At 62.1% G+C, this 19,529-nt stretch carries 15 protein-coding genes and 3 pseudogenes; 11 read left to right on the top strand and 7 right to left on the bottom strand.

Features of this window, described 5'->3' with window-relative positions; translation table 11 throughout:
- The first annotated feature begins 141 nt into the window (after positions 1 to 141).
- The 5 genes and pseudogenes from ACIPQ1_RS02725 to ACIPQ1_RS02745 all read left to right on the top strand — a co-directional run.
- Positions 142 to 1,041: a fatty acid desaturase family protein gene (locus ACIPQ1_RS02725; protein ID WP_446533544.1), complete on the top strand. Its 900-nt coding sequence runs from the start codon at positions 142 to 144 to the stop codon at positions 1,039 to 1,041.
- A 278-nt stretch (positions 1,042 to 1,319) separates the two neighbouring features.
- The gene (locus ACIPQ1_RS02730) at positions 1,320 to 2,417 is read left to right on the top strand and encodes a substrate-binding domain-containing protein (protein WP_446533545.1); all 1,098 of its coding nucleotides are present in this window, start codon (positions 1,320 to 1,322) and stop codon (positions 2,415 to 2,417) included.
- A 1,289-nt stretch (positions 2,418 to 3,706) separates the two neighbouring features.
- Positions 3,707 to 4,756: pseudogene (locus tag ACIPQ1_RS02735) on the top strand (sensor histidine kinase); the annotation flags it as partial.
- Positions 4,757 to 4,969: 213 nt separating this feature from the next.
- Positions 4,970 to 5,305: pseudogene (locus tag ACIPQ1_RS02740) on the top strand (response regulator transcription factor); the annotation flags it as partial.
- A gap of 519 nt (positions 5,306 to 5,824) precedes the next feature.
- Positions 5,825 to 6,217: pseudogene (locus tag ACIPQ1_RS02745) on the top strand (ATP-binding protein); the annotation flags it as partial.
- Between the two features lie 5 nt (positions 6,218 to 6,222).
- Here ACIPQ1_RS02745 and ACIPQ1_RS02750 read toward each other — a convergent pair.
- The 3 genes from ACIPQ1_RS02750 to ACIPQ1_RS02760 form a co-directional block, all read right to left on the bottom strand.
- Positions 6,223 to 7,287: a hypothetical protein gene (locus ACIPQ1_RS02750; protein ID WP_446533546.1), complete on the bottom strand. Its 1,065-nt coding sequence runs from the start codon at positions 7,285 to 7,287 to the stop codon at positions 6,223 to 6,225.
- Positions 7,277 to 8,407: an HlyD family secretion protein gene (locus ACIPQ1_RS02755; RefSeq protein ID WP_446533547.1), complete on the bottom strand. Its 1,131-nt coding sequence runs from the start codon at positions 8,405 to 8,407 to the stop codon at positions 7,277 to 7,279. The genes ACIPQ1_RS02750 and ACIPQ1_RS02755 overlap by 11 nt, the downstream gene beginning before the upstream one ends.
- 73 nt (positions 8,408 to 8,480) lie before the next feature.
- A complete protein-coding gene (locus ACIPQ1_RS02760) occupies positions 8,481 to 9,005 on the bottom strand; it encodes a transporter suffix domain-containing protein (RefSeq protein ID WP_446533548.1) in 525 nt (174 codons plus the stop codon).
- Positions 9,006 to 9,207: 202 nt separating this feature from the next.
- On the opposite strand from ACIPQ1_RS02760, the gene ACIPQ1_RS02765 reads away from it, so the two are divergent.
- Both ACIPQ1_RS02765 and ACIPQ1_RS02770 read left to right on the top strand, forming a co-directional pair.
- Positions 9,208 to 9,678: a carboxymuconolactone decarboxylase family protein gene (locus ACIPQ1_RS02765; RefSeq protein WP_250961468.1), complete on the top strand. Its 471-nt coding sequence runs from the start codon at positions 9,208 to 9,210 to the stop codon at positions 9,676 to 9,678.
- Positions 9,679 to 9,721: 43 nt separating this feature from the next.
- A complete protein-coding gene (locus tag ACIPQ1_RS02770) occupies positions 9,722 to 10,111 on the top strand; it encodes a MerR family transcriptional regulator (RefSeq protein ID WP_411387248.1) in 390 nt (129 codons plus the stop codon).
- 12 nt (positions 10,112 to 10,123) lie between these two features.
- Here the strand turns inward: ACIPQ1_RS02770 and ACIPQ1_RS02775 are convergent, their stop codons facing one another.
- Complete coding sequence (locus tag ACIPQ1_RS02775) at positions 10,124 to 11,017, bottom strand: LysR family transcriptional regulator (protein WP_186706239.1); 894 nt, start codon at positions 11,015 to 11,017, stop codon at positions 10,124 to 10,126.
- Between the two features lie 95 nt (positions 11,018 to 11,112).
- Here ACIPQ1_RS02775 and ACIPQ1_RS02780 point away from each other — a divergent pair, with 95 nt between their 5' ends.
- From ACIPQ1_RS02780 to arsJ, 4 genes are all read left to right on the top strand, one after another.
- The gene (locus ACIPQ1_RS02780) at positions 11,113 to 12,279 is read left to right on the top strand and encodes an MFS transporter (RefSeq protein ID WP_207962718.1); all 1,167 of its coding nucleotides are present in this window, start codon (positions 11,113 to 11,115) and stop codon (positions 12,277 to 12,279) included.
- An 85-nt stretch (positions 12,280 to 12,364) separates the two neighbouring features.
- Positions 12,365 to 12,994: a LysE family translocator gene (locus ACIPQ1_RS02785; protein WP_186706241.1), complete on the top strand. Its 630-nt coding sequence runs from the start codon at positions 12,365 to 12,367 to the stop codon at positions 12,992 to 12,994.
- A 371-nt stretch (positions 12,995 to 13,365) separates the two neighbouring features.
- Positions 13,366 to 14,370, top strand: coding sequence for an ArsJ-associated glyceraldehyde-3-phosphate dehydrogenase (locus tag ACIPQ1_RS02790; RefSeq protein WP_446533549.1), 1,005 nt, complete (start codon positions 13,366 to 13,368; stop codon positions 14,368 to 14,370).
- A 9-nt stretch (positions 14,371 to 14,379) separates the two neighbouring features.
- Complete coding sequence (arsJ, locus tag ACIPQ1_RS02795; RefSeq protein ID WP_446533550.1) at positions 14,380 to 15,600, top strand: organoarsenical effux MFS transporter ArsJ; 1,221 nt, start codon at positions 14,380 to 14,382, stop codon at positions 15,598 to 15,600.
- A gap of 20 nt (positions 15,601 to 15,620) precedes the next feature.
- Here arsJ and glcF read toward each other — a convergent pair whose 3' ends face one another.
- The 3 genes from glcF to glcD are packed head-to-tail and all read right to left on the bottom strand — an operon-like array spanning position 15,621 to position 19,405.
- Positions 15,621 to 16,838 carry a glycolate oxidase subunit GlcF gene (gene glcF, locus ACIPQ1_RS02800; protein WP_446533551.1) on the bottom strand — a complete coding sequence of 406 codons (1,218 nt, stop codon included), beginning with the start codon at positions 16,836 to 16,838 and terminating at the stop codon, positions 15,621 to 15,623.
- A gap of 3 nt (positions 16,839 to 16,841) precedes the next feature.
- Complete coding sequence (gene glcE, locus ACIPQ1_RS02805; protein WP_446533552.1) at positions 16,842 to 17,906, bottom strand: glycolate oxidase subunit GlcE; 1,065 nt, start codon at positions 17,904 to 17,906, stop codon at positions 16,842 to 16,844.
- Positions 17,906 to 19,405: a glycolate oxidase subunit GlcD gene (glcD, locus tag ACIPQ1_RS02810; protein WP_411387253.1), complete on the bottom strand. Its 1,500-nt coding sequence runs from the start codon at positions 19,403 to 19,405 to the stop codon at positions 17,906 to 17,908. The genes glcE and glcD overlap by 1 nt, the downstream gene beginning before the upstream one ends.
- Positions 19,406 to 19,529: the final 124 nt, after the last annotated feature.

Here is a 19,529-nt window from a genome sequence, read left to right on the forward strand (position 1 = left end):
CGAAAACTTCTAAGACAACGGTGTGATACCGCCTGGCCAGAAATGCATGGCAATAGGCGTCCCAGGTCCTACTAAGGGTACATGACCACCGACTAAGGTTGCGCAACCCACCAACAATAAGAACGTCCCGGGAGGACGACCATGGATCAGGATCTCGACGCGCTGAATAAAAAAGCCGTGGCCACGGCACGCGAATACACCACTGAACTGGCCTGGCCGACGATGGCACTGGTGCTACTGGTGTGGGCATCGCTTATCGGCGATTTTTATCTGTTCGCGACAGGCCAGTTGTCCCTGCCAACTGCAACACTGATCTATGCCGTTGTCACCTACATGTCCTATACACCCCTGCATGAGGCCGTGCACGGCAATATTCACGGTGCTCATCATCGACTGCAGTGGCTCAATGATCTTTGTGGGTACCTGGTCGCGCCTTTGATGATGGTGCCGTTCTCTACTCACAAGGTCGAGCATTTCACCCACCATCGTTTCACCAACCAGCCGGACAAGGATCCGGACTACGTCGTTAATGGCATGAGCGGTGGATTTCTCGCTTTCCTGGCGTGCGGATTTCGTTTCCTGTGGGTCCAGAACACCTTCTTGTTCCGCGATTATTGGCCGACCGCTCCACGGCGGGTGAAGGCAATCTACATTGCAGAGGTGCTGTTCGCGATTGGCTGGCGTGCCGCGCTCAGTGCGCTCATTGAGCGAGAACATACCTGGGTGCTACTGGTGTTCGGCTACTTGGCCGGTGGGTACTTCGTCGCGTACTGGTTCGCTTATCGCCCCCACGTGCCCTACCAGGAGTCCACGCGTTACCGGAACACCAACAGCCTGATCATGCCCGGCTGGATCAAACCGTTGGAGTGGTTCTGGCTCGGCCAGAACCTGCACTCCGTGCACCACCTGTTCCCACGGGTGCCGTTCTATCGCTACCACGCATTGCATCGCCGTATCGAGCCGATCATGCGTGCTCACGGTACACCGATGATCGGCACCTTCAATCGACGCAATGTCGACGCTGCTCGACGTCCTGAGTAACAAGGGTTGCGAAACATTCTTCGCCACTGGGTGGCGGGATGGTGGTAAGGCAATTGCTCCGCGTAGAGCCGGTTGAGATCAAGACCCCGGTGCCGCCGCCACTGTGAGCTTATGGATCGCTCAGTTGGCTGAAATTCTCCATGGCCGCGCGCAGCGCGCATGTTGAGACTATGCTCATTGCCACTGCAGCAATGTACTGGTTTCAATTATCGGCCGCCCAAGAAAGGAGTCTGTATGTGCCTGTTTTTTCCTGCTCGGTTCTCTTCGGGAGTGGCCGAATGAGCGGCTTGGTATCCCATATCGTGTGGCGCCTCGCCGGCTGCGTGGCCGGGCTGGCGATGGTTGCCACCCCTCCAGCCCAAGCGGCCGAGGGCGGTATCGCTGGCGGCCCGACCGCAAGCTATAGCATTGCCTTCAGCAACTCCTACGCGGGAAGCGATTTCCGCAAAGTCATGGTGCGCAACTGGCAGGAGATCGCGGCCCAGGCGCAGAAGGATGGCTTGATCCGGGAGGCTCCGGTGGTCAGCGCCAATAACTCCGCATCGGAACAAGCGGCCCATATCCAGGACTTGGTCGTCAAGGGCACCAACGCCATCGTCATCCTGGCCGCGTCCGACACGGCCCTCAATGGGGTGATCCGCGACGCTTGCAACGCCGGCATCGTGGTGGTCGTGATGGCCAGCCTGGTCACCGAAAGCTGTGTCTATACCGTGGACTACAACTGGTCCGCCATGGGCCGCGTGGAAATCGATTACATCGCCGAGCGCCTCAAGGGGAACGGAACGCTGTTGGAGATTCGCGGCATTGCCGGCGATGCCACCGATAAGAATATCAGCGACGGCATTCGCAAGGCCGCTGGCGACTACCCAGGCCTGAAATTCGCCAAGACGGTGTACGGGAACTGGACGGCTTCCGTGGCACGCAAGGAGGTGGCGCTGGCGCTGCCGTCGCTGCCCGGCATTGATGCCGTCGCGACTCAAGGGGGCGACGGTTATGGCGCGGCCATGGCGTTCAAGGCGGCGGGGCGTCCATTGCCGATCATCGTGATGGGGAACCGCCAGGATGAACTCGCCCTGTGGAAACAGGAACGCGATGCCAATGGTTACGAGACCGTCTCTGTCTCCGCTTCTCCGAGCGTTTCCCAGGTGGGTTTCTGGGTGGCCCAGCAGATCCTGGCGGGCAAGCAGGTGCCTAAGTTCGTCGAGGTGCCGTTGGTGCGTATCGATGGGAAAGACCTGGACGCCTGGCTCGCCACGATGCCGGTGGGCGGCGCCGCCAATCCTTTCTACAGCCAGGCTTCCGTCGCGGCAATGATCGACGCGGCCATCAACAATAAGGCGTCGCCCACGCCTTTGCCGGAAGTTACCAAACAGTAGTGGCGCGCGGGAAGCGGGGAGGGGCCATGGTGACATTCCAACTCGCCACAGACAGGCCCATTGCCGTCAGGATTGGCCTGGCGGTCGCCGCGCTGGTGTTCCTGATGCTGGCGGTGTCGCTGGTGAACCTCTACGGCCTGCGCGGCATGGTACGTGCGGTGGATTCCGCCAGCCATTCCGCGGAAATCCTGGCCTCGGTCAACGGGGCCACCGGACGGGTGGAAAACTTCATTGCCACCCGCGACCAGGAAAGCCTGTCCCAGGCCGAAGGCATGGTGGCGGCGGCTATCGCCGGTCTTTCCGCCATTCCGGTGGCCGAGGCGCAATCGCTCAAGGGCAGTCTGGAACGGCTCGCCGCGGCGATCGCCACCTTGCGGGCGGCGAGCCTGGCCATGGAGGGTGAGACGGAAAACATGACAGCCCACTACGGCCGGATGCGAGAGGCGACACTCTTGGTCGAACAGGGCATCGCCGATGGGTTGAAGGGAGTCGAGTCCCGCGCCGTTGAGCACGCGGCGCAGGCGGGCAATATTGAAAGTGCCCATCGCATCCTGGACACCCTGCGCAACGGCGAACGGATCATCACCGCCAATGTGGCCAGGGTGCTGGTGACCGGTGACGGGGCGGCCGCCACTGCGGCGCGCAGTGCCGGCGCGGCACTCCAGCCCGTGGTCGAACAACTGCGCGAACTGATGGGGGCGCCACAGGAGCGAGAGACCCTGGATCAGTTGGCGACGGCGCTCGCTGCTGCCAGCCGGGCGGTCGAGCATCTTGGCGAAGCGCCCAAGCTCCAGGGGGACGAGGCTTTGCGGCATCTCGCTGTCGTCGGGGATGTGGTTGAGCGCCTCGAGACAATGCTGGCTGACGTGGAGGGGCAGGTCGCCCATGACGCAAGCGACATTCAGGCAGCCACCGGTTTGCTGCACAATGCCGCCGCGTTGTCCAAGCGTTTCGCCGAGCGTGTCGCCACCCTGGAGGCGCAGACCTTGTCGTTCCGCCTGTCACCGTCGGCCGAGATCGCCAGTTCGGTCGGCGCCATTCTGGACGAGCTTTCCCGCCTCTCTCGGGTTCTCCCTTCGTCCGTGGGGCTGCAGGCCAAGGCTACGCCCCTGACGGTCAGCGATCAGATTGCCGGTTACCGGGCGGCATTCGCCAGGTTCCATCAGGCGAGCAATGCCCTGGGCGGCGCGCGCGATCAGGTTCGCAACGAGGCACGGAGCGCCGGCCTGTTGGTGGCGCGCTTCGCAGGCCAAGCGCGCTCCGACGCCGTGATCCACAATGATCGCAGCATGCTTGCGACGATACTTGCGGGCACCGTCGCCATTCTGCTGGCCGGCGCCATCGCCTGGAGCACGTCGCGATTTGTCGCGCAGCCCATCGTGGCCCTGGCCTCGGTCATGCGCCGGCTTGCCGCCGGTGACCTGAACGCCGAGATCGCCAGCGCCGGACGCGGCGACGAGATTGGCATCATGACCCGCGCCGTACGGGTGTTCCAGGAGAATGCCCTGCGCATTCGCGTGCTGGAGGCCGAGGCCGAGGCCGAACGACAGCAAGTCCAGGCCTCTTTGGAAAGAATGGTCGCCGAACGGACCGACACGCTGCACCAACAAACCGAAGTGCTGGAGGCGCAAGCCGTCGAACTCATTCAGGCGCGCAACCAGGCCGAGACCGCTAACCAGGCAAAGAGCGATTTCGTCGCCACGGTCAGCCACGAACTGCGCACTCCGCTGACCCTCATTCTCGCCCCGCTGGAGCAGCTTTCGGCAGCGACCACCCCGCCAGTGGACTGGCGGGTGCAAATCGAACGCGCCCAACGCAATGCGCTGCGCTTGATGAACCGGGTGAATGACATCCTCGATTTCTCCAAGGCCGAAGCGGGCAAGTTTGAACTGTGTCCAACGCCCATTGACTTGAACACGGTGGTGGGTGTGCTGGCCGAGGATGCCGCCATGGTGGCCGAGGGCAAGGGCTGCACGTTGACCGCCAGCATCGATCCCGCGCTCGGCACGGTGTTCCTGGATCCCCGACACTTCGAGAAGATTCTGCTCAACCTGGTCAGCAATGCCATCAAGTTCACGCCCGCCGGCGGCACCGTGCACCTGGCCGTGACGCCAATGGATGGCGAGCGATTCGAACTCGCGGTGCAAGACTCGGGGATTGGCATTGCGCCCGACAAACTGCCGCTGCTGTTCCAGCGGTTTTCCCAGATCGACAATTCCGCCACGCGCCATTACAGCGGCACAGGCATTGGCCTGGCCCTGGTCAAGGACCTGGCCGAACTGATGGGGGGCGAAGTCGGCGTCAACAGCGAGCCCGGACGAGGTTCGCGTTTCTTTGTCCGGCTGCCGCTGGGGGCTGAGCAACACACTGTGCCGACCGAAGCCAGCCATATGCACGAGCGATCGTCGCCAAGCACAACCAGCACAATAGAGCAGCGCCACCTGCGCTTTGACGACGGCCGCCAGGGCAGTCGCAACGACCGGGCATCGACGCCAGGCACAGACGACGAGCAGCATCCGGAACATGCCTTGCGATCCAAAGTACTGGTGGTCGACGACAGCCCGGAAATGCTCAGCTATCTCAGCGAACTGTTGCACGACGACTATACGGTCGCCACCGCAACGGATGGAGAGCAGGCCTGGGCACTGCTGCAGCTTCGAGCCATCGATGTCGTGGTTTCGGACGTGATGATGCCGAAGCTTGACGGCTTTGGCCTGACAGCACGGATCAAGGCCAGCGCCGGTTTTGCCCATTTACCCGTGATCCTGGTGACCGCCCGCGGTGGTAGCGAGGCGTGCGTCTCCGGGCTGGAGAGTGGCGCCGATGACTACATCGCCAAACCCTTTTCGCCGCTGGAGCTCAAGGCCCGTGTGCGCGCGGCGCTACGCATGAGCCAGGTGCAAACCGAACTGCATGCAAAATCCCGCCAGGCGGGCATGGCCGAAATCGCCACGACTGTGTTGCACAACGTCGGCAATGTCCTCAACAGCGTGAACGTATCGGCAGAACTGGTCAGCAGTCAGATGCGTTCCTCCAAGGCCCAGGGGCTGGGCAAGGTGGCTCAATTGATGAGCGAACACGTCCATGACCTGAGCGATTTTCTCACCAACGACCACAAGGGAAAGATGCTGCCCGATTACCTGCTCAAGCTGGCAAAGGTGGTGACGGAAGAGCAAGAGGGCATCATCGAAGAGCTCGGGCAACTCACCAAGGGCATTGACCACATCAAAACCATTGTCGCGGCCCAGCAGTCCTATGCCGTCGCCGTCAGTATTGTCGAGACAGTGCCAGTCGCAGCGCTGATCGACGATGCCTTGCGCATGAGTGCGGGATTACTGGCGCGCCGGGAGGTGACGGTGGTCAAGGACCTTGCCGACTTGCCCCTGCTGCCGTTGGACCGGCATCGGGTGCTGCTGATTCTGGTGAACCTGATCAACAATGCCAAGCAGGCGTTGGACAGCGTGGTCGATCACAGCCCATGCGTCACCTTCAGCGCGTTCCTCGCTGACGGAGCATTGCGCATCACGGTGGCCGACAACGGCAATGGGATTGAGCCTGAGCACCTCAAGCGTATTTTTTCCCATGGCTTCACGACTCGCAAAGATGGTCACGGTTTCGGCCTGCACAGCTGCGCGCTGGCCGCGCAGGAAATGGGTGGCAGCTTGACCGTGCACAGCGACGGGGCCGGACAGGGCGCAACCTTTACCCTCGATATTCCTCTTGATGCTTCGCTGAGCCAGCGAAGCACACCGAACCGGCACGCCCAGCCGGTCGACGATATGCCCGCGACCCATGAGTGAAGGTTTTACCCGCCGGACCTGGTGGCCGTGATGGGCTGCACGCGCGCGCTGGGCCACAGCAGCGCGGCCAGGCCAATGGCATAGACAACCGCAAACAGCATGTAGGCGATACGAGTGGAAAACAGCTGGGGCGTTTCCGTCGGCAACGGTGATACACCGAGCCCGAACAGGATGAGGAACGTCATGAGCCCTGCGCCGAATACCTTGCCAGCGGTGTTACCCACGGCGGCTTTGCCGGCAAACAGCAGGCTGACCAGCAGCAGGATCAGCGCCACCAGCCACAAGGTCGGCCGCAGTTCGAACAGCGTAAAGGCCAAGGAAGCCACGACCCCACCCAGCAGATTGACCATCACCAGCCCGAGGGCGCTGCGGCTGCTCATGTCCAGAGAGAGCTGGCTAAGCAACGAGGCCACCGTGATGGGCACGACCATCGCTGTGGCCAATCGTGGATCGCTCAGGCACAGCGCAATCATGGCCAGCAAAATCGCCGCGCTGGCCATGGCCTGGCGAACCACCAGCGTCAGCTCGCGCGGCTGAGCGCGTTGCGGGTCGGCCTGTTCACCCGCAGGGTCGGGCAGCAGCGCATGGGCGCCCCAGGTCAGTAGCAAACCCAGGCTGACCGCCTTGACCAGAACGAGCACGATGGACTCGCCCAGATCGCGCTGCACGGTATCGAGCATCGGCACCACAATGGCAATCACCAGCATCAGCGCCGGTCCCGCGCCGCCCAGTTGTCGGCCTTGGGCGGTAAAGCAGGCGAAATAAAACAGCCACAGCGACGGCAGGAGCACCCAAGGCCGCTCACCGAACATGCCGGTCATACCCACCAGCAGCGCGCCGGTCAGCAGACTCACCAGCAGCGTGATCAACCCCTGGGATAACGCTGGCGCGCGGCGGCTGGCCAAGAGGAACTGGGTGGCAAACAAGGGCGCGAGAAAGGGCAGGATGTCACCCAGGACCAGACCCGTGCACAAGCCCACGGTCACGGCCAGGGCGACGCGCAATCCCTGGCGTTTGATCCGCCGCAGTTCCAGCGCAGCTTGCCCATCAATTGACCCGTCAATTGACATAGTTCAGCCAGGCGCCCAGGCGTGTCATCAATGCCCCCAGCGCGTTAGTCATGGGGTTGTCGTCGGTATAGATCACCACGGTTACCTGCGAGCCGTAACGTGGGCCGATCGGGTGCGGTTCCTCCACGATCAGGCGTACGGGAAAGCGTTGCGGGTCGCGCACCCAACCACTCTGGTTGCGCACGGAGGGCAGTGCGGCGTTGCTGCTATCTTGTTGTGCGACACCCCAGCCAACGCTTTCGACATGGCCCTTGAATACCCGGCCCGGCAAGACATCGAACACCAGTTCCGCCGGGTCGTCAGCCTGCACATGCTCCAGGCTGTTTTCCTTGAAAGCCGCAGACACCCATACCGTACCCCTGTCGATGAAGGTCAGTGCCGGTTGGCCAGCGCTGATGACTTGGCCAATGGCGAGCTGCAGGTTGGTGATTACGCCATCGGCGGGTGCAACGACTTCGGTACGCACCAGATCCAGCCGGGCTTTTTCCAGCGCGGCCAGGGCTTGCTTGAATTGCGGGTTGTCGTTGCCTTTGGGCCCCAGTTGCTGGCGCGCCCGTTCCAGGTCGGCTTGGGCTTTGCTCACGGCCGCTTCGGCGGAGCTCAGCGAGGCTTTGGATTCATCCTGGCGGGCGGGGGCGAACACACCGCGCTCGACCAATTGATTTACCCGCCGGGCTTGCTCACGTATGTTGTCGCGCTGCGCCCGCGCCGACACCAGCTGTGCCTGGGCGGCATCCACCGAGGCAGTACTGGCACCCAAGGTTTGGCCGGTTTCCTCCAGTCGCGCCTCAGCCTCGTTGACGACAAGCTTGTAGGGTTGCGGGTCGATACGAAACAGCACCTGGCCAGCCGTCACCCGGGCATTATCGAGCACCGCGATTTCTGTCACACGGCCCCCCACCTCGGCAGCCATTTCGACCACATAAGCTTGCACCACGGCTTGTGACGTCGAGGGCGTGCGTCGCTCCATGAAGATGGAGAGGGTGAACAGCACGGCGATCAGAATCGCAACGCCTAGCGCAATGCGCCGCAGTGGATTGGCTGGCCCAGGCTTTTCAGGCGGCGGTTCAGTCTGGCGTTCAGGCTCGAAGGAAACGGGCGGATTCTGTGTTCCGGGCATGTCGGTACCTGCGAGTCATGGCATTTCAAGAACAGCTGACAGAGCGCCGGGGGGAGGCGATCCGGGCGTTGGTTCAGACCGGGTCGGCGGTCGTGACCCGTGCGGTGCGGATAAACAGCGCGCGCAATTTCTCCCAGAAATTGCCACCCAGGACGAAGAAGCTGCTCACCAACAGTGCATCGCCAAGCAGTTGCAATGCCCAGCTATTGGGACGCAGGCCGGGTGCGAAAGCGTCGACATAGGGTTCGAGAAAGGAGCACACCAAGGGCAAGCAGAACATCACCAAGCCAATACGGTGGCGGGTAACGCTGACCTCCAGATCGGCACTGGGCACAAGGCCCGACACGTAGCCGAACACATGTTGCTTGAGCTCCTGGAAACCCGCCTTGCCCATCACCGCGATGACCAGCAGCAACAACACCTTGTTGATGATGAACAGTGCGCCGGTGATCGCCGCGATGGTGGAGCGGGGTACATCCGCAGCCGCTGCCAGCGGCACCAACAACCACAGCGAGAGCATCAGACAAAGGATGGCGATGCCTAGCTTGAAGCGCCATTTCGCGGATTTTGACGTTGCCGGGGGCTGAGCCGTGGTCATGCTGCCTTACCTTCGTCTAGAAATTATTGTGGGTAGGGTCTGGAGCAAAACTGAGCTTAGCAGCTGGACTGCTGACGCGTTCTTTTAACAACAGTCCCCTAGCACCGGGCCCTTGACTTAGAGCGCGCTCTAACCAATAGCCTTCTTGTTGCACCGCCAAAACGGCCAGTTCCGTTGTGCGGCTTAAACAAGGAGACAGGCCATGACATTTAAAAAACTTAGCGTTGCAACCGGGCTCGTGCTTTCAGCGTGCGTAACTGTAGCGCCGGCAACCGAGCCGGATAATCGACGAGCGAAGGGCACGGAGACCCTGGAAAAAATCACCGGAGCCACCGGCAACACCGTGGTGAACTCGCTGAGCGATATTTCGCCCGAGTTGGGTGAGTGGATAGTCGATTTCGCCTACGGTGATGTGTTTTCCAGGTCTGGCGTCGCGCTTTGCACACGCGAGCTGGCAACCATCTCGGCCCTCACCGCGTTGGGGAACGCGCAACCTCAACTCAAGGTGCACATAGAGGGAGCCTTGAATGTCGGTTGTCAACCTGAGGAAATCGTTGAAATCATCATCCAGATGGCGGTATATGCTGGCTTTCCAAGCGCGTTGAATGGCATTAGCGCAGCGCGGGAAGTGTTCGCCAAACGAGGCATCAAGATCGCCGCGCGTCCCCAGTGAACGGCCCCCTGCATGACCACACCGATGGCCAAGGACAGTGCTTATGAACGCCTACCAGACGATTAATCAGGTCGCCAAGCGTACCGGCCTCACGGCGTATACCCTGCGCTATTACGAACGCATAGGTCTGTTGGCACCGGTCGCCCGAGCGGCCGGCGGGCAACGGCTCTATGCACCGACGGATATGGCGTGGCTTGATTTTCTGCTGCGTCTACGCACCACTCACATGACCATCGGCAAGATGCAGATATTCGCCCAGCTGCGCAGCGCCGGGGATGCCACGGTTGCCCAACGCCGCCAGATGCTGGAAAGCCATTTGCAGGAGGTACAAGCCGAAGTGGTTGCCATGCAAAACGCCGTGGCTGCATTGCAGGTCAAGATTGATTATTACCGTGGGCTTGAAGCGGGGGAGGATGTTTCGCACCTGTTCTAGGAGGGCGGCTGTTCACATCCGATGATGCTCCAGCAGAAAGTCTACGAACACGCGTACCCGCGCCGGCATCGCCGAGCCACCGACGAACACTGCATGGATCGGCTCCCGGTCTCCGGGGTTCCATTCTTCCAGCAGCGGTATCAGGTCGCCGCGTTGCAGGTCCTCGCTCACGGTGAAATCGCCGATTCGCGCAATGCCAGCACCTACCCGGGCGAGTTGTGCCAGCGCCTCACCACTGCTGCATTCGATGTTGCCGCTGACCTTCAAGGAAAACGCTCTGCCGTCACGGGTGAACGGCCAGTTGGGTTCGGCACGCCGGAAGTTGAAGCGCAGGCAGTTGTGCCGGAGCAAGTCTTCCGGTTCCCGGGGTGTGCCATGGCGCTCTAGATACTCGGGCGAAGCCACCACCACCTGACCGGTGTCGCCGATCTTGCGCGCGGTCAGTGGGCTGTCGGGCAGATGGCCAAAGCGTACCGCCACGTCGGCTTGGCCGCCGAGAATGTCGACCACTTCATCACCGAGGGTGAGGTCGACAACGATGTTGGGGTAACGGGCGCTGAAGGCTGCCACCAGAGGAACGATGGTCTGCCGCCCATGACCCAGGGCGGCGCTGACCCGCAAACGGCCCTTGGGCACGCCCTGGTCGGCGACGGCTTCTTCGACTTCGGCCATGTCGGCGAGGATTCGCCGGGCGCCGCGCAGGTAAGCCTCGCCCTCGGCGGTGAAGGTGATCGCTCGCGTGGTGCGCAACAGCAGGCGGGTGCCAAGGCGTTGTTCGGTACGGGCGATGACGCGACTGACCGCCGACGGGGTCAGCCCCAATGCACGTGCGGCGGCCGACAAGCTGCCTTCCTGCGCCACCGTGACGAACATGGCCATTTCACCTGATCTACCGTTGAAGTCCATTTGTGCTCCTTACGCAAAGGTGATTGCCAAAAATGCCATCTACCGCCAGGGAAGGCTGGATCGTAGCATCTGCGGCATAGATGAGGAGCCTTCCAATGCGTATCAATCCACCACTTGTCGCACTCGCCATGGGTGCCTTTGGCATCGGCGTAACCGAGTTCGCCCCCATGGGCATGTTGCCGGGCATCGCTGCCGATCTCGGCGTTTCGATTCCCGCCGCGGGCCTGTTGGTCAGTGCTTACGCCCTTGGCGTATTGCTCGGCGCACCGCTGATGACCCTGACCACCGGGCGGATTCCCCGGCGTTATCTACTGATCGGACTCATGGCGATTTTCACCCTGGGTAACCTGATGTCAGCGCTGGCGACCGATTACTACAGCCTGATGGTCGCCAGGGTGGTGACCTCACTGAACCACGGTGCGTTCTTCGGCGTGGGTTCCATCGTCGCCGCCAGTGTGGTCGCCCCGGACAAGCGTGCCGGCGCGGTCGCGGCCATGTTCATGGGCCTGACCCTGGCGACCATCGGCGGCGTGCCGCTGGCCGCCTGGTTTGGCGAACTGTTCGGCTGGCGCAGCGCATTCTGGGGGATTACCGGCCTGGGTGTGGTGGCGATGGCCGCGTTGTGGTTTGCCCTGCCCAATGTGCCTGCGCCGAAAAACATCGGTGTGCTGGCTGAGATCCGCGTATTGGGCCGTGGTCCGGTGCTGGGAGCGTTGGCCCTGACCGTCGTTGGCTCAGGTGCGATGTTCACCGTCTTCACTTACATCGCCCCGATCCTGAGCAGCGAGACTCGTGCATCCACCCCTTTCATCACCGCCATGCTGGTGCTGTTCGGAGTAGGGCTGACGTTGGGCAATATGTGGGGCGGCAAGGCCGCGGATCGCTCGATAGACCGCACCTTGATCGTTTCGCTGAGCGTGCTGATTCTTGTCTTGCTGGCCTTCACCGTATTGATGCGCTGGCCGCTGCCAGCAGCGGTCGCCATCTTGATCTGGGGCATCGCCAGTTTTGCCCTGGTGCCGCCCTTGCAAATGCGCGTGATGGAAGCCGCCAAGGACGCGCCTAACCTGGCCTCGGCAGTGAATATCGGTGCCTTCAACTTAGGCAACGCGATTGGCGCGGCGCTGGGCGGCGCGGTGATCAACGCGGGGTTGGGTTATCCCGCGATTTCCCTGGCCGGAGCGGCAGTGGCTGGCCTGGGGCTGTTGATGGTGTTGGCTTTTGCCTGGCGTTCAAGGGTGGGTGCGGCTGCGGCGGTGTGATGGATACACGGAACGTTTGACCAGACTCCAAGTGGCTCATTAGAGTGGGTAGCCGGACCGGCTTCCAACTGCCATGGACATCCAGATGAGCGACTTATCCCTGCTGCTTGCCTTCATCGCCGCTGCGTCAGTGCTCACGGTGACCCCCGGCGTGGACACCGCCATGGTGCTTCGCGCTACCGCAACTGGCGGTCGACGTTCGGCGGCGATGGCTTCCCTCGGTATCGTGCTCGGCTGCCTGGTGTGGGGCGCCGCGGTGTCACTGGGGCTCGGGGCCTTGTTGCACGCTTCGGAGTGGGCTTACCTTGCGCTGAAAATTGTCGGTGCAGCTTATCTCGTCTGGTTGGGCGTCAAACTGCTGCTGCGGCCCAGGACAACGCTGCAAGGGCAGGGGAGCGAGAGCGTGGCCGCGTCTGCGCGTGACGCCTTTATCCGCGGTTTATTGACGAACCTGCTGAACCCCAAGATAGGTGTCTTCTACATCACGTTCCTGCCTCAGTTTGTCCCGAGTGGCGCGAGCGTGGCCAGTTACTCCTTCTTCCTTGCGGCGTTACATGTGCTGTTGACGTTGGCCTGGTTCGGCATTCTGGTGGCGGCGACGGTGCCACTGAGCAATTTCCTGAAACGCCCGGCGGCCCTGAAGGCCCTTGATCGGCTCACGGGCGGTGTTTTTGTCGCGTTTGGGCTCAAGCTGGCTGTTTCCAATCCGGCTTGAGCCGAATGTCGTACTGACAGTAGATGTCGCTGGGCTGCACTGTAGGAGCTGTCGAGCGAAGCGAGGCTGCGATCTTTCCCCAGACATTTGAATCTCAAGCGAAAGATCAAAAGATCGCAGCCTTCGGCAGCTCCTACAGTGCAACCCAGCGGGAGCAAGCTCCCTCGCCACAGGGCCTACCCCGAGCTCTTCGAGGCGGTGCAGCGCGGGCAGGCGTTCACCGACCCGAAGCATTTCGTGGACGCACAGCCATGTGCTCTGCAAACTAGGTCGTTTGGTATCGCCTCCGAACGATAGGCCGAAAGTGGCAATGGCCACGCCAACCCGAGCCAGGCCCCCCCCCGCGGACAACAGAGACAGAGCACAACAACATGACTATCAAAGTAGGCATCAATGGTTTTGGTCGAATCGGTCGCCTCGCTCTGCGAGCAGCGTGGAGCTGGCCAGAGTTTGAATTTGTGCAGATCAACGATCCAGCGGGCGACGCGGCGACCCATGCGCACCTGATCAACTTCGACTCGGTGCATGGCCGTTGGAACAATGAAGCCAGCGTCGAAGACGACAGCGTCGTTATCGACAATAAGCGCATCAAGGTCACGGCCAACAAAGCGATCGCCGACACCGATTGGTCAGGCTGCGACCTGGTGATCGAGGCCAGCGGCAAGATGAAAACCGTGGCCGTGTTGCAGGCCTACCTGGATCAAGGCGTCAAGCGGGTAGTGGTCTGCGCGCCGGTGAAGGAGAGCGGTGCGTTGAACGTGGTCATGGGCGTCAACCAGCACCTGTTCGACCCTGCGTTGCACCGCATCGTCACCGCGGCTTCGTGCACCACCAACTGCCTGGCGCCCGTGGTGAAAGTCATCCATGAAAAGCTCGGCATTCGCCACGGCTCGATTACCACCATCCATGACCTGACCAACACCCAGAGCATCCTCGATCAGCCGCACAAGGATCTGCGTCGTGCCCGTGCTTCGGGGATGAGCCTGATTCCCACCAGCACCGGCTCGGCCACGGCCATCGCCGAGATCTTCCCGGAGCTGCGTGGACGCCTGAACGGTCACGCCGTGCGCGTGCCGCTGGCCAACGCTTCGCTGACCGACTGTGTTTTTGAAGTCGAGCGGGCCACCACTGTCGAAGAAGTTAATCAATTCCTCAAGAACGCTTCCGAGAACGAACTGAAAGATATCCTCGGTTTCGAAGAGCGCCCCCTGGTATCCATCGACTACCGCACCGACCCGCGCTCATCGATCATCGATGCGCTGTCGACCATGGTCATCAATGGCACCCAGGTCAAACTCTATGCCTGGTACGACAACGAATGGGGTTATGCCAACCGCACCGTCGAGCTGGCCAGGCTGGTCGGTCTGGCAAACTAAGGAGCGGTCATGAAAGCCTTGTCAGCCCTTGCTCCGGAAGTGCGGCAGTACCTGCTCGTGACGGGTAACTACTGGGCCTTCACCCTCACCGACGGCGCCCTGCGCATGTTGGTGGTGCTGCACTTTCACGCGTTGGGCTACAGCCCGCTGCAAATCGCCGCGTTGTTTCTGTTCTACGAAATCTTTGGCGTGATCACCAACCTGGTGGGTGGTTATCTGGGCGCTCGATTGGGTCTGAACCGGACCATGAACATCGGGCTGGGCCTCCAGGTCGCGGCGCTGCTGATGCTCACGGTTCCGCTGGCCTGGCTGACCATCCCTTGGGTGATGGGGGCCCAGGCGCTGTCGGGGATCGCCAAGGACCTGAACAAGATGAGTGCCAAAAGCTCGATCAAGTTGCTGGTCCCCGATGGGCAGCAAGGCAAGCTCTACAAGTGGGTGGCGATCCTCACCGGCTCGAAGAATGCCCTCAAGGGCGTCGGCTTCTTTCTTGGCGGCGCCTTGCTGGCCTTGATCGGTTTCAAAGGTGCGTTGCTGGCCATGGCGGCTGTCCTGGCGCTGATCTGGGCCAGCAGTTTGATGTTATTGAAGAAGGACCTGGGCAAGGCCAAAGCCAAGCCCAAGTTTCGGGATCTCTTGTCCAAAAGCCGGGCAATCAACATTCTTTCGGCGGCGCGGATGTTCCTGTTCGGCGCCCGGGATGTCTGGTTCGTGGTGGCCTTGCCGGTGTACTTGAGCCACGTATTCGGCTGGGATTTCTGGAAGGTCGGTGGCTTCCTGGCGGCCTGGGTGATGGGCTACGGCATCGTGCAATCCTTCGCCCCCCACATCACCGGCAAGAAAAGCGGGCATGTGCCGGATGGTCGTGCAGCCTTTGGGTGGGCCCTTGCCCTGGCGGGCCTGCCAGCCTTGATTGCCCTTGGGCTCGACACCGGGTGGTCGCCACAGACGGTACTGCTCGGCGGCCTCATGGTCTTTGGCGTGCTGTTCGCGGTGAATTCGTCCCTGCACAGCTACCTGATCGTGTCCTACGCCAAGGAAGACGGCGTGTCGCTGGACGTGGGTTTCTACTACATGTCCAACGCCCTGGGACGACTGATTGGCACCGTACTCTCCGGCTGGGTCTATCAGTTGTACGGTCTGGAAACGTGCTTGTGGATCTCGAGCGCCTTCGTATTGCTGGCCGCGCTGATTTCCATGGCATTACCCAGGCATGCCAAGGCGATTTGAAGCCCCTCCGATTTTTTCGGTCAAGGCAGCGCGGCTTCGACCAGCTCGATCCAGTGCCTGACAGGGGTTCGTCCAGCACCGTCGAGGTGGGACTGGCAGCCGATATTGGCGGTGACGATGACGTCGGGGCGTCCGCTTTCCAGGGCGTTGAGCTTGTTGTCCCGCAGTTGCCGAGCCAGTTCGGGTTGGGTCAGTGAATAAGTGCCCGCCGAGCCGCAGCACAGGTGGCTGTCGGGCACCGGTGCCAGGTTGAACTCAAGCTTTTCCAGGATCGTTTCGACCGCGCCCCCGAGTCTTTGCGCATGCTGCAATGTGCAGGGGCAGTGAACGGCCAGGCGCTGGTCGCCGTGTACACCGAGCTTATCCAGCGGTTCGCCGCGCAGTACCTCAACCAGGTCCTTGGCCAGGGCGCTGACCTTTGCGGCCTTGTCGGCATACGCCGGATCGCTGCTGAGCAGATGACCATACTCCTTGATGAAGGCACCGCAGCCGCTGGCGGTTTGCACGATGGCCTCGGCACCGCCTTCAATGCGCGGCCACCAGGCATCGATGTTGCGGCGGGCACGGTCGAGGCCGGTGGCCTGGGCGTTCAGGTGATAGTCCAACGCACCGCAACAACCGGCCTCGCCAATCGTGGTGACGCTGATTTCCAACCGATCCAGTACCCGCGCAGCCGCCGCATTGGTATTGGGCGACAGGCTCGGTTGCACGCAGCCTTCAAGCATGAGCACTTGCCGGTCATGACGGGTGGTCGGTCGTGGCTTCGCCGGATGCACGTTGCGCGGCAACTTGACTTGCAGCGTGCTGGGCAGCACCGCGCGCAACACCTGGCCACTGCGCACCAGCGCTTTGAACAGCCCGGGATTGGGCAGCACGCCGCGCAACCCCTCGCGCAACAGACGCTGGCCGAGCGGGCGCGGCACTGCCGCATCGACCACCGCCCGGCCGATGTCCAGCAAGTTGTGGTAGTCGACGCCGGAAGGACAGGTGGTTTCGCAATTGCGGCAGGACAGGCAACGATCCAGATGCTGCTGGGTTTTGCCCGTGACCTCGTTGCCTTCTAGCACCTGCTTGATCAGGTAGATTCGGCCCCGTGGGCCATCCAGCTCATCACCCAGCAGTTGATAGGTCGGGCAGGTGGCATTGCAGAAACCGCAGTGCACGCAACTGCGCAGAATGCGCTCGGCTTCTTCGGCGCGGGGTAGCTGGCGGGCGTCGTCGCTCAAAGTGGTCTGCATGGTTCAAAGCTCCGCGTACAGGCGCCCAGGGTTGAATAGCCCCCGTGGATCGAGTTGTCGCTTCAAGTTCCGGTGATAGCGCATCAGGGCCTCGGGCAGCGGTTGGAAGGGGCTGTCGATCAGGCCAGGGGTGTAGCAGGTCGCATGCCCGCCGACTTTCTCCACGACCGAGCGAATGAAGGTCGCTTCGGCCGCGGATTTGAGCCAACGCTGGGCGCCGCCCCAATCGATCAATTGCACGCCCGGCAGGGGCAGCCGAGGCGTGTCGTGGGGCAGGGAGAGGCGCCAAAGCGGCAGGTCCTCATCGAAGAAACCCAACCGATGTTCGTTGAGGTCTTGCCAGTACGCAGAATCCAGCCGTTCGCCGCCCAAACGGTCATGAGCCGCCGCCACCGAGCCTTCGCCCCCTTCGAGCCTGAGGTGCAGGCGCTGGCCATCGTGACACGCGGCGCTGATCGGCAGCGGTTGCTGGCCCCATTCCGCCAGGCGCAACAAGGCCCGGGCGGCGTCCATCTCCAGGCTGATACTCAAGGTCTGTCGCGGTTTTGGCAGGACCTTGAGGGACACCTCGGTCACCACGCCAAGCGAGCCGTAGCTGCCGGCCATCAAGCGCGACAGATCGTAGCCGGCGACGTTCTTCATGACCTCGCCGCCGAAGCGCAAGTGCTTGCCTTGTCCCGTGATGACCCGTGTGCCGAGGATGAAGTCGCGCACCGAGCCCGACCAGGGACGCCGTGGCCCTGAGAGGCCGCAGGCAATCATGCCGCCGACGGTGGCGTTTTCACCGAAGGCGGGCGGTTCGCAAGGCAGCATCTGCTGCGACGCGTCGAGCACTTCGGACAATTCTGCCAATGGCGTGCCACAGCGAGCGGTGATCACCAATTCAGTCGGGTCGTAGCTGACAATGCCCCGGTGCGAGCGGGTGTCGAGTATTTCACCTGTTACGCTACGGCCAAGAAATGCCTTGCTGTTGGCGCCCTGGATACGCAGCGGGGTGGCGTTCTCCAGCGCCTGGTTGACCTGTTCCAGCAGCGCTGCGCTGTCGTCGAAATCCTGTGCGCTGCCCATCAGAAACGCTCCAGGTCGGGGAAGGGCAACTGCCCCATATGAACGTGCATGGCGCCAAACTCGGCGCAGCGATGCAGCGTCGGAATGTTCTTGCCGGGGTTTAGCAGCCCGCTTGGATCGAACGCGGCTTTGACGGCATGGAACACGGTCAGCTCATCGCTGTTGAACTGCGCGCACATCTGGTTGATCTTCTCGCGGCCGACACCGTGTTCACCGGTGATGCTGCCGCCAACCTTCACGCATAATTCGAGAATCTTGCCGCCCAAGGCTTCGGCGCGATCGAGCTCGCCCGGTTGATTGGCATCGAACAGGATCAGCGGATGCATGTTGCCGTCGCCGGCGTGGAAAACATTGGCCACCCGCAAGCCATACTCGGCCGATAACGCCGCAATGGCGCGCAGCACACCGGGCAGCTCCCGGCGCGGGATCGTCCCGTCCATGCAGTAGTAATCCGGCGAGAGGCGGCCCACCGCCGGAAACGCATTCTTGCGTCCGGCCCAGAAACGCACGCGCTCGGCCTCGTCGCGAGCCTGGCGTACTTCGGTGGCGCCGGCCTGTTCCAATACCTGGCGCACGCGGTTGCAGTCGTCGTGGACGTCGGCCTCCACGCCGTCGAGTTCACACAGCAGGATGGCTTCGGCATCCACTGGGTAGCCGGCATGGATGAAATCTTCGGCGGCGCGAATGGCCAGGTTGTCCATCATTTCCAGGCCGCCCGGGATGATGCCGGCGGCAATGATGTCACCCACGGCGCGACCGGCCTTTTCAACGCAATCAAAGGCCGCCAGCAGCACTTTGGCCGTTTGCGGTTTAGGCAACAGCTTGACCGTGACCTCGGTGATCACCCCGAGCATGCCTTCGGAACCGGTGAACAATGCCAGCAGATCGAACCCGGGCGAGTCGAGGGCCTGGGAGCCCAGTGTCAGGTGTTCGCCGTCGACGGTGAGGATGTCGACCTTGAGCAGGTTGTGCACGGTCAGCCCGTACTTGAGGCAATGCACGCCACCGGCGTTCTCCGCGACATTGCCGCCGATGGAACAGGCGATCTGCGAGGAGGGGTCCGGCGCGTAGTACAAGCCGAACTGCGCGGCCGCCTGGGAAATCGCCAGGTTACGCACGCCCGGTTGAACCCGCGCGGTACGGGCGGCGGGGTCGATGTGCAGGATGTTGTTGAAACGCGCCATTACCAGCAACACGCCTTTTTCCAACGGCAGCGCACCGCCGGACAAACCGGTGCCCGCGCCACGGGCGACGATAGGCACGTTGCGCTCGTGGCAGAGCCGCAGCACGCCCTGGACCTCGTCGACGTGGCGCGGCAGCACGACCAGCATGGGCGTGGTGCGGTAAGCGGAGAGCCCGTCGCATTCGTACGGCTTGAGTGCTTCGCGCTGATGCAGGATTTCCAGGTCCGGCAGCTGGGCTTGCAGGGCCTGTAGCAGCGCGTTTTTGTCGACGTCAGGCAGGACGCCGTCGACACGTTCATCGTAGAGAATGTTCATGGTTCGTGGCCGACACTCAGTTGTTTTTATTTGAGGTCTGTTCCGATACGGCTGACTTGCATCATTGGCCCGGGGCGTTCTACTGTCTATGGGCTGTTGGTCTGGTCGAACCAGTTTATTCATC

Source organism: Pseudomonas sp. LARHCG127, assembly GCF_052871455.1.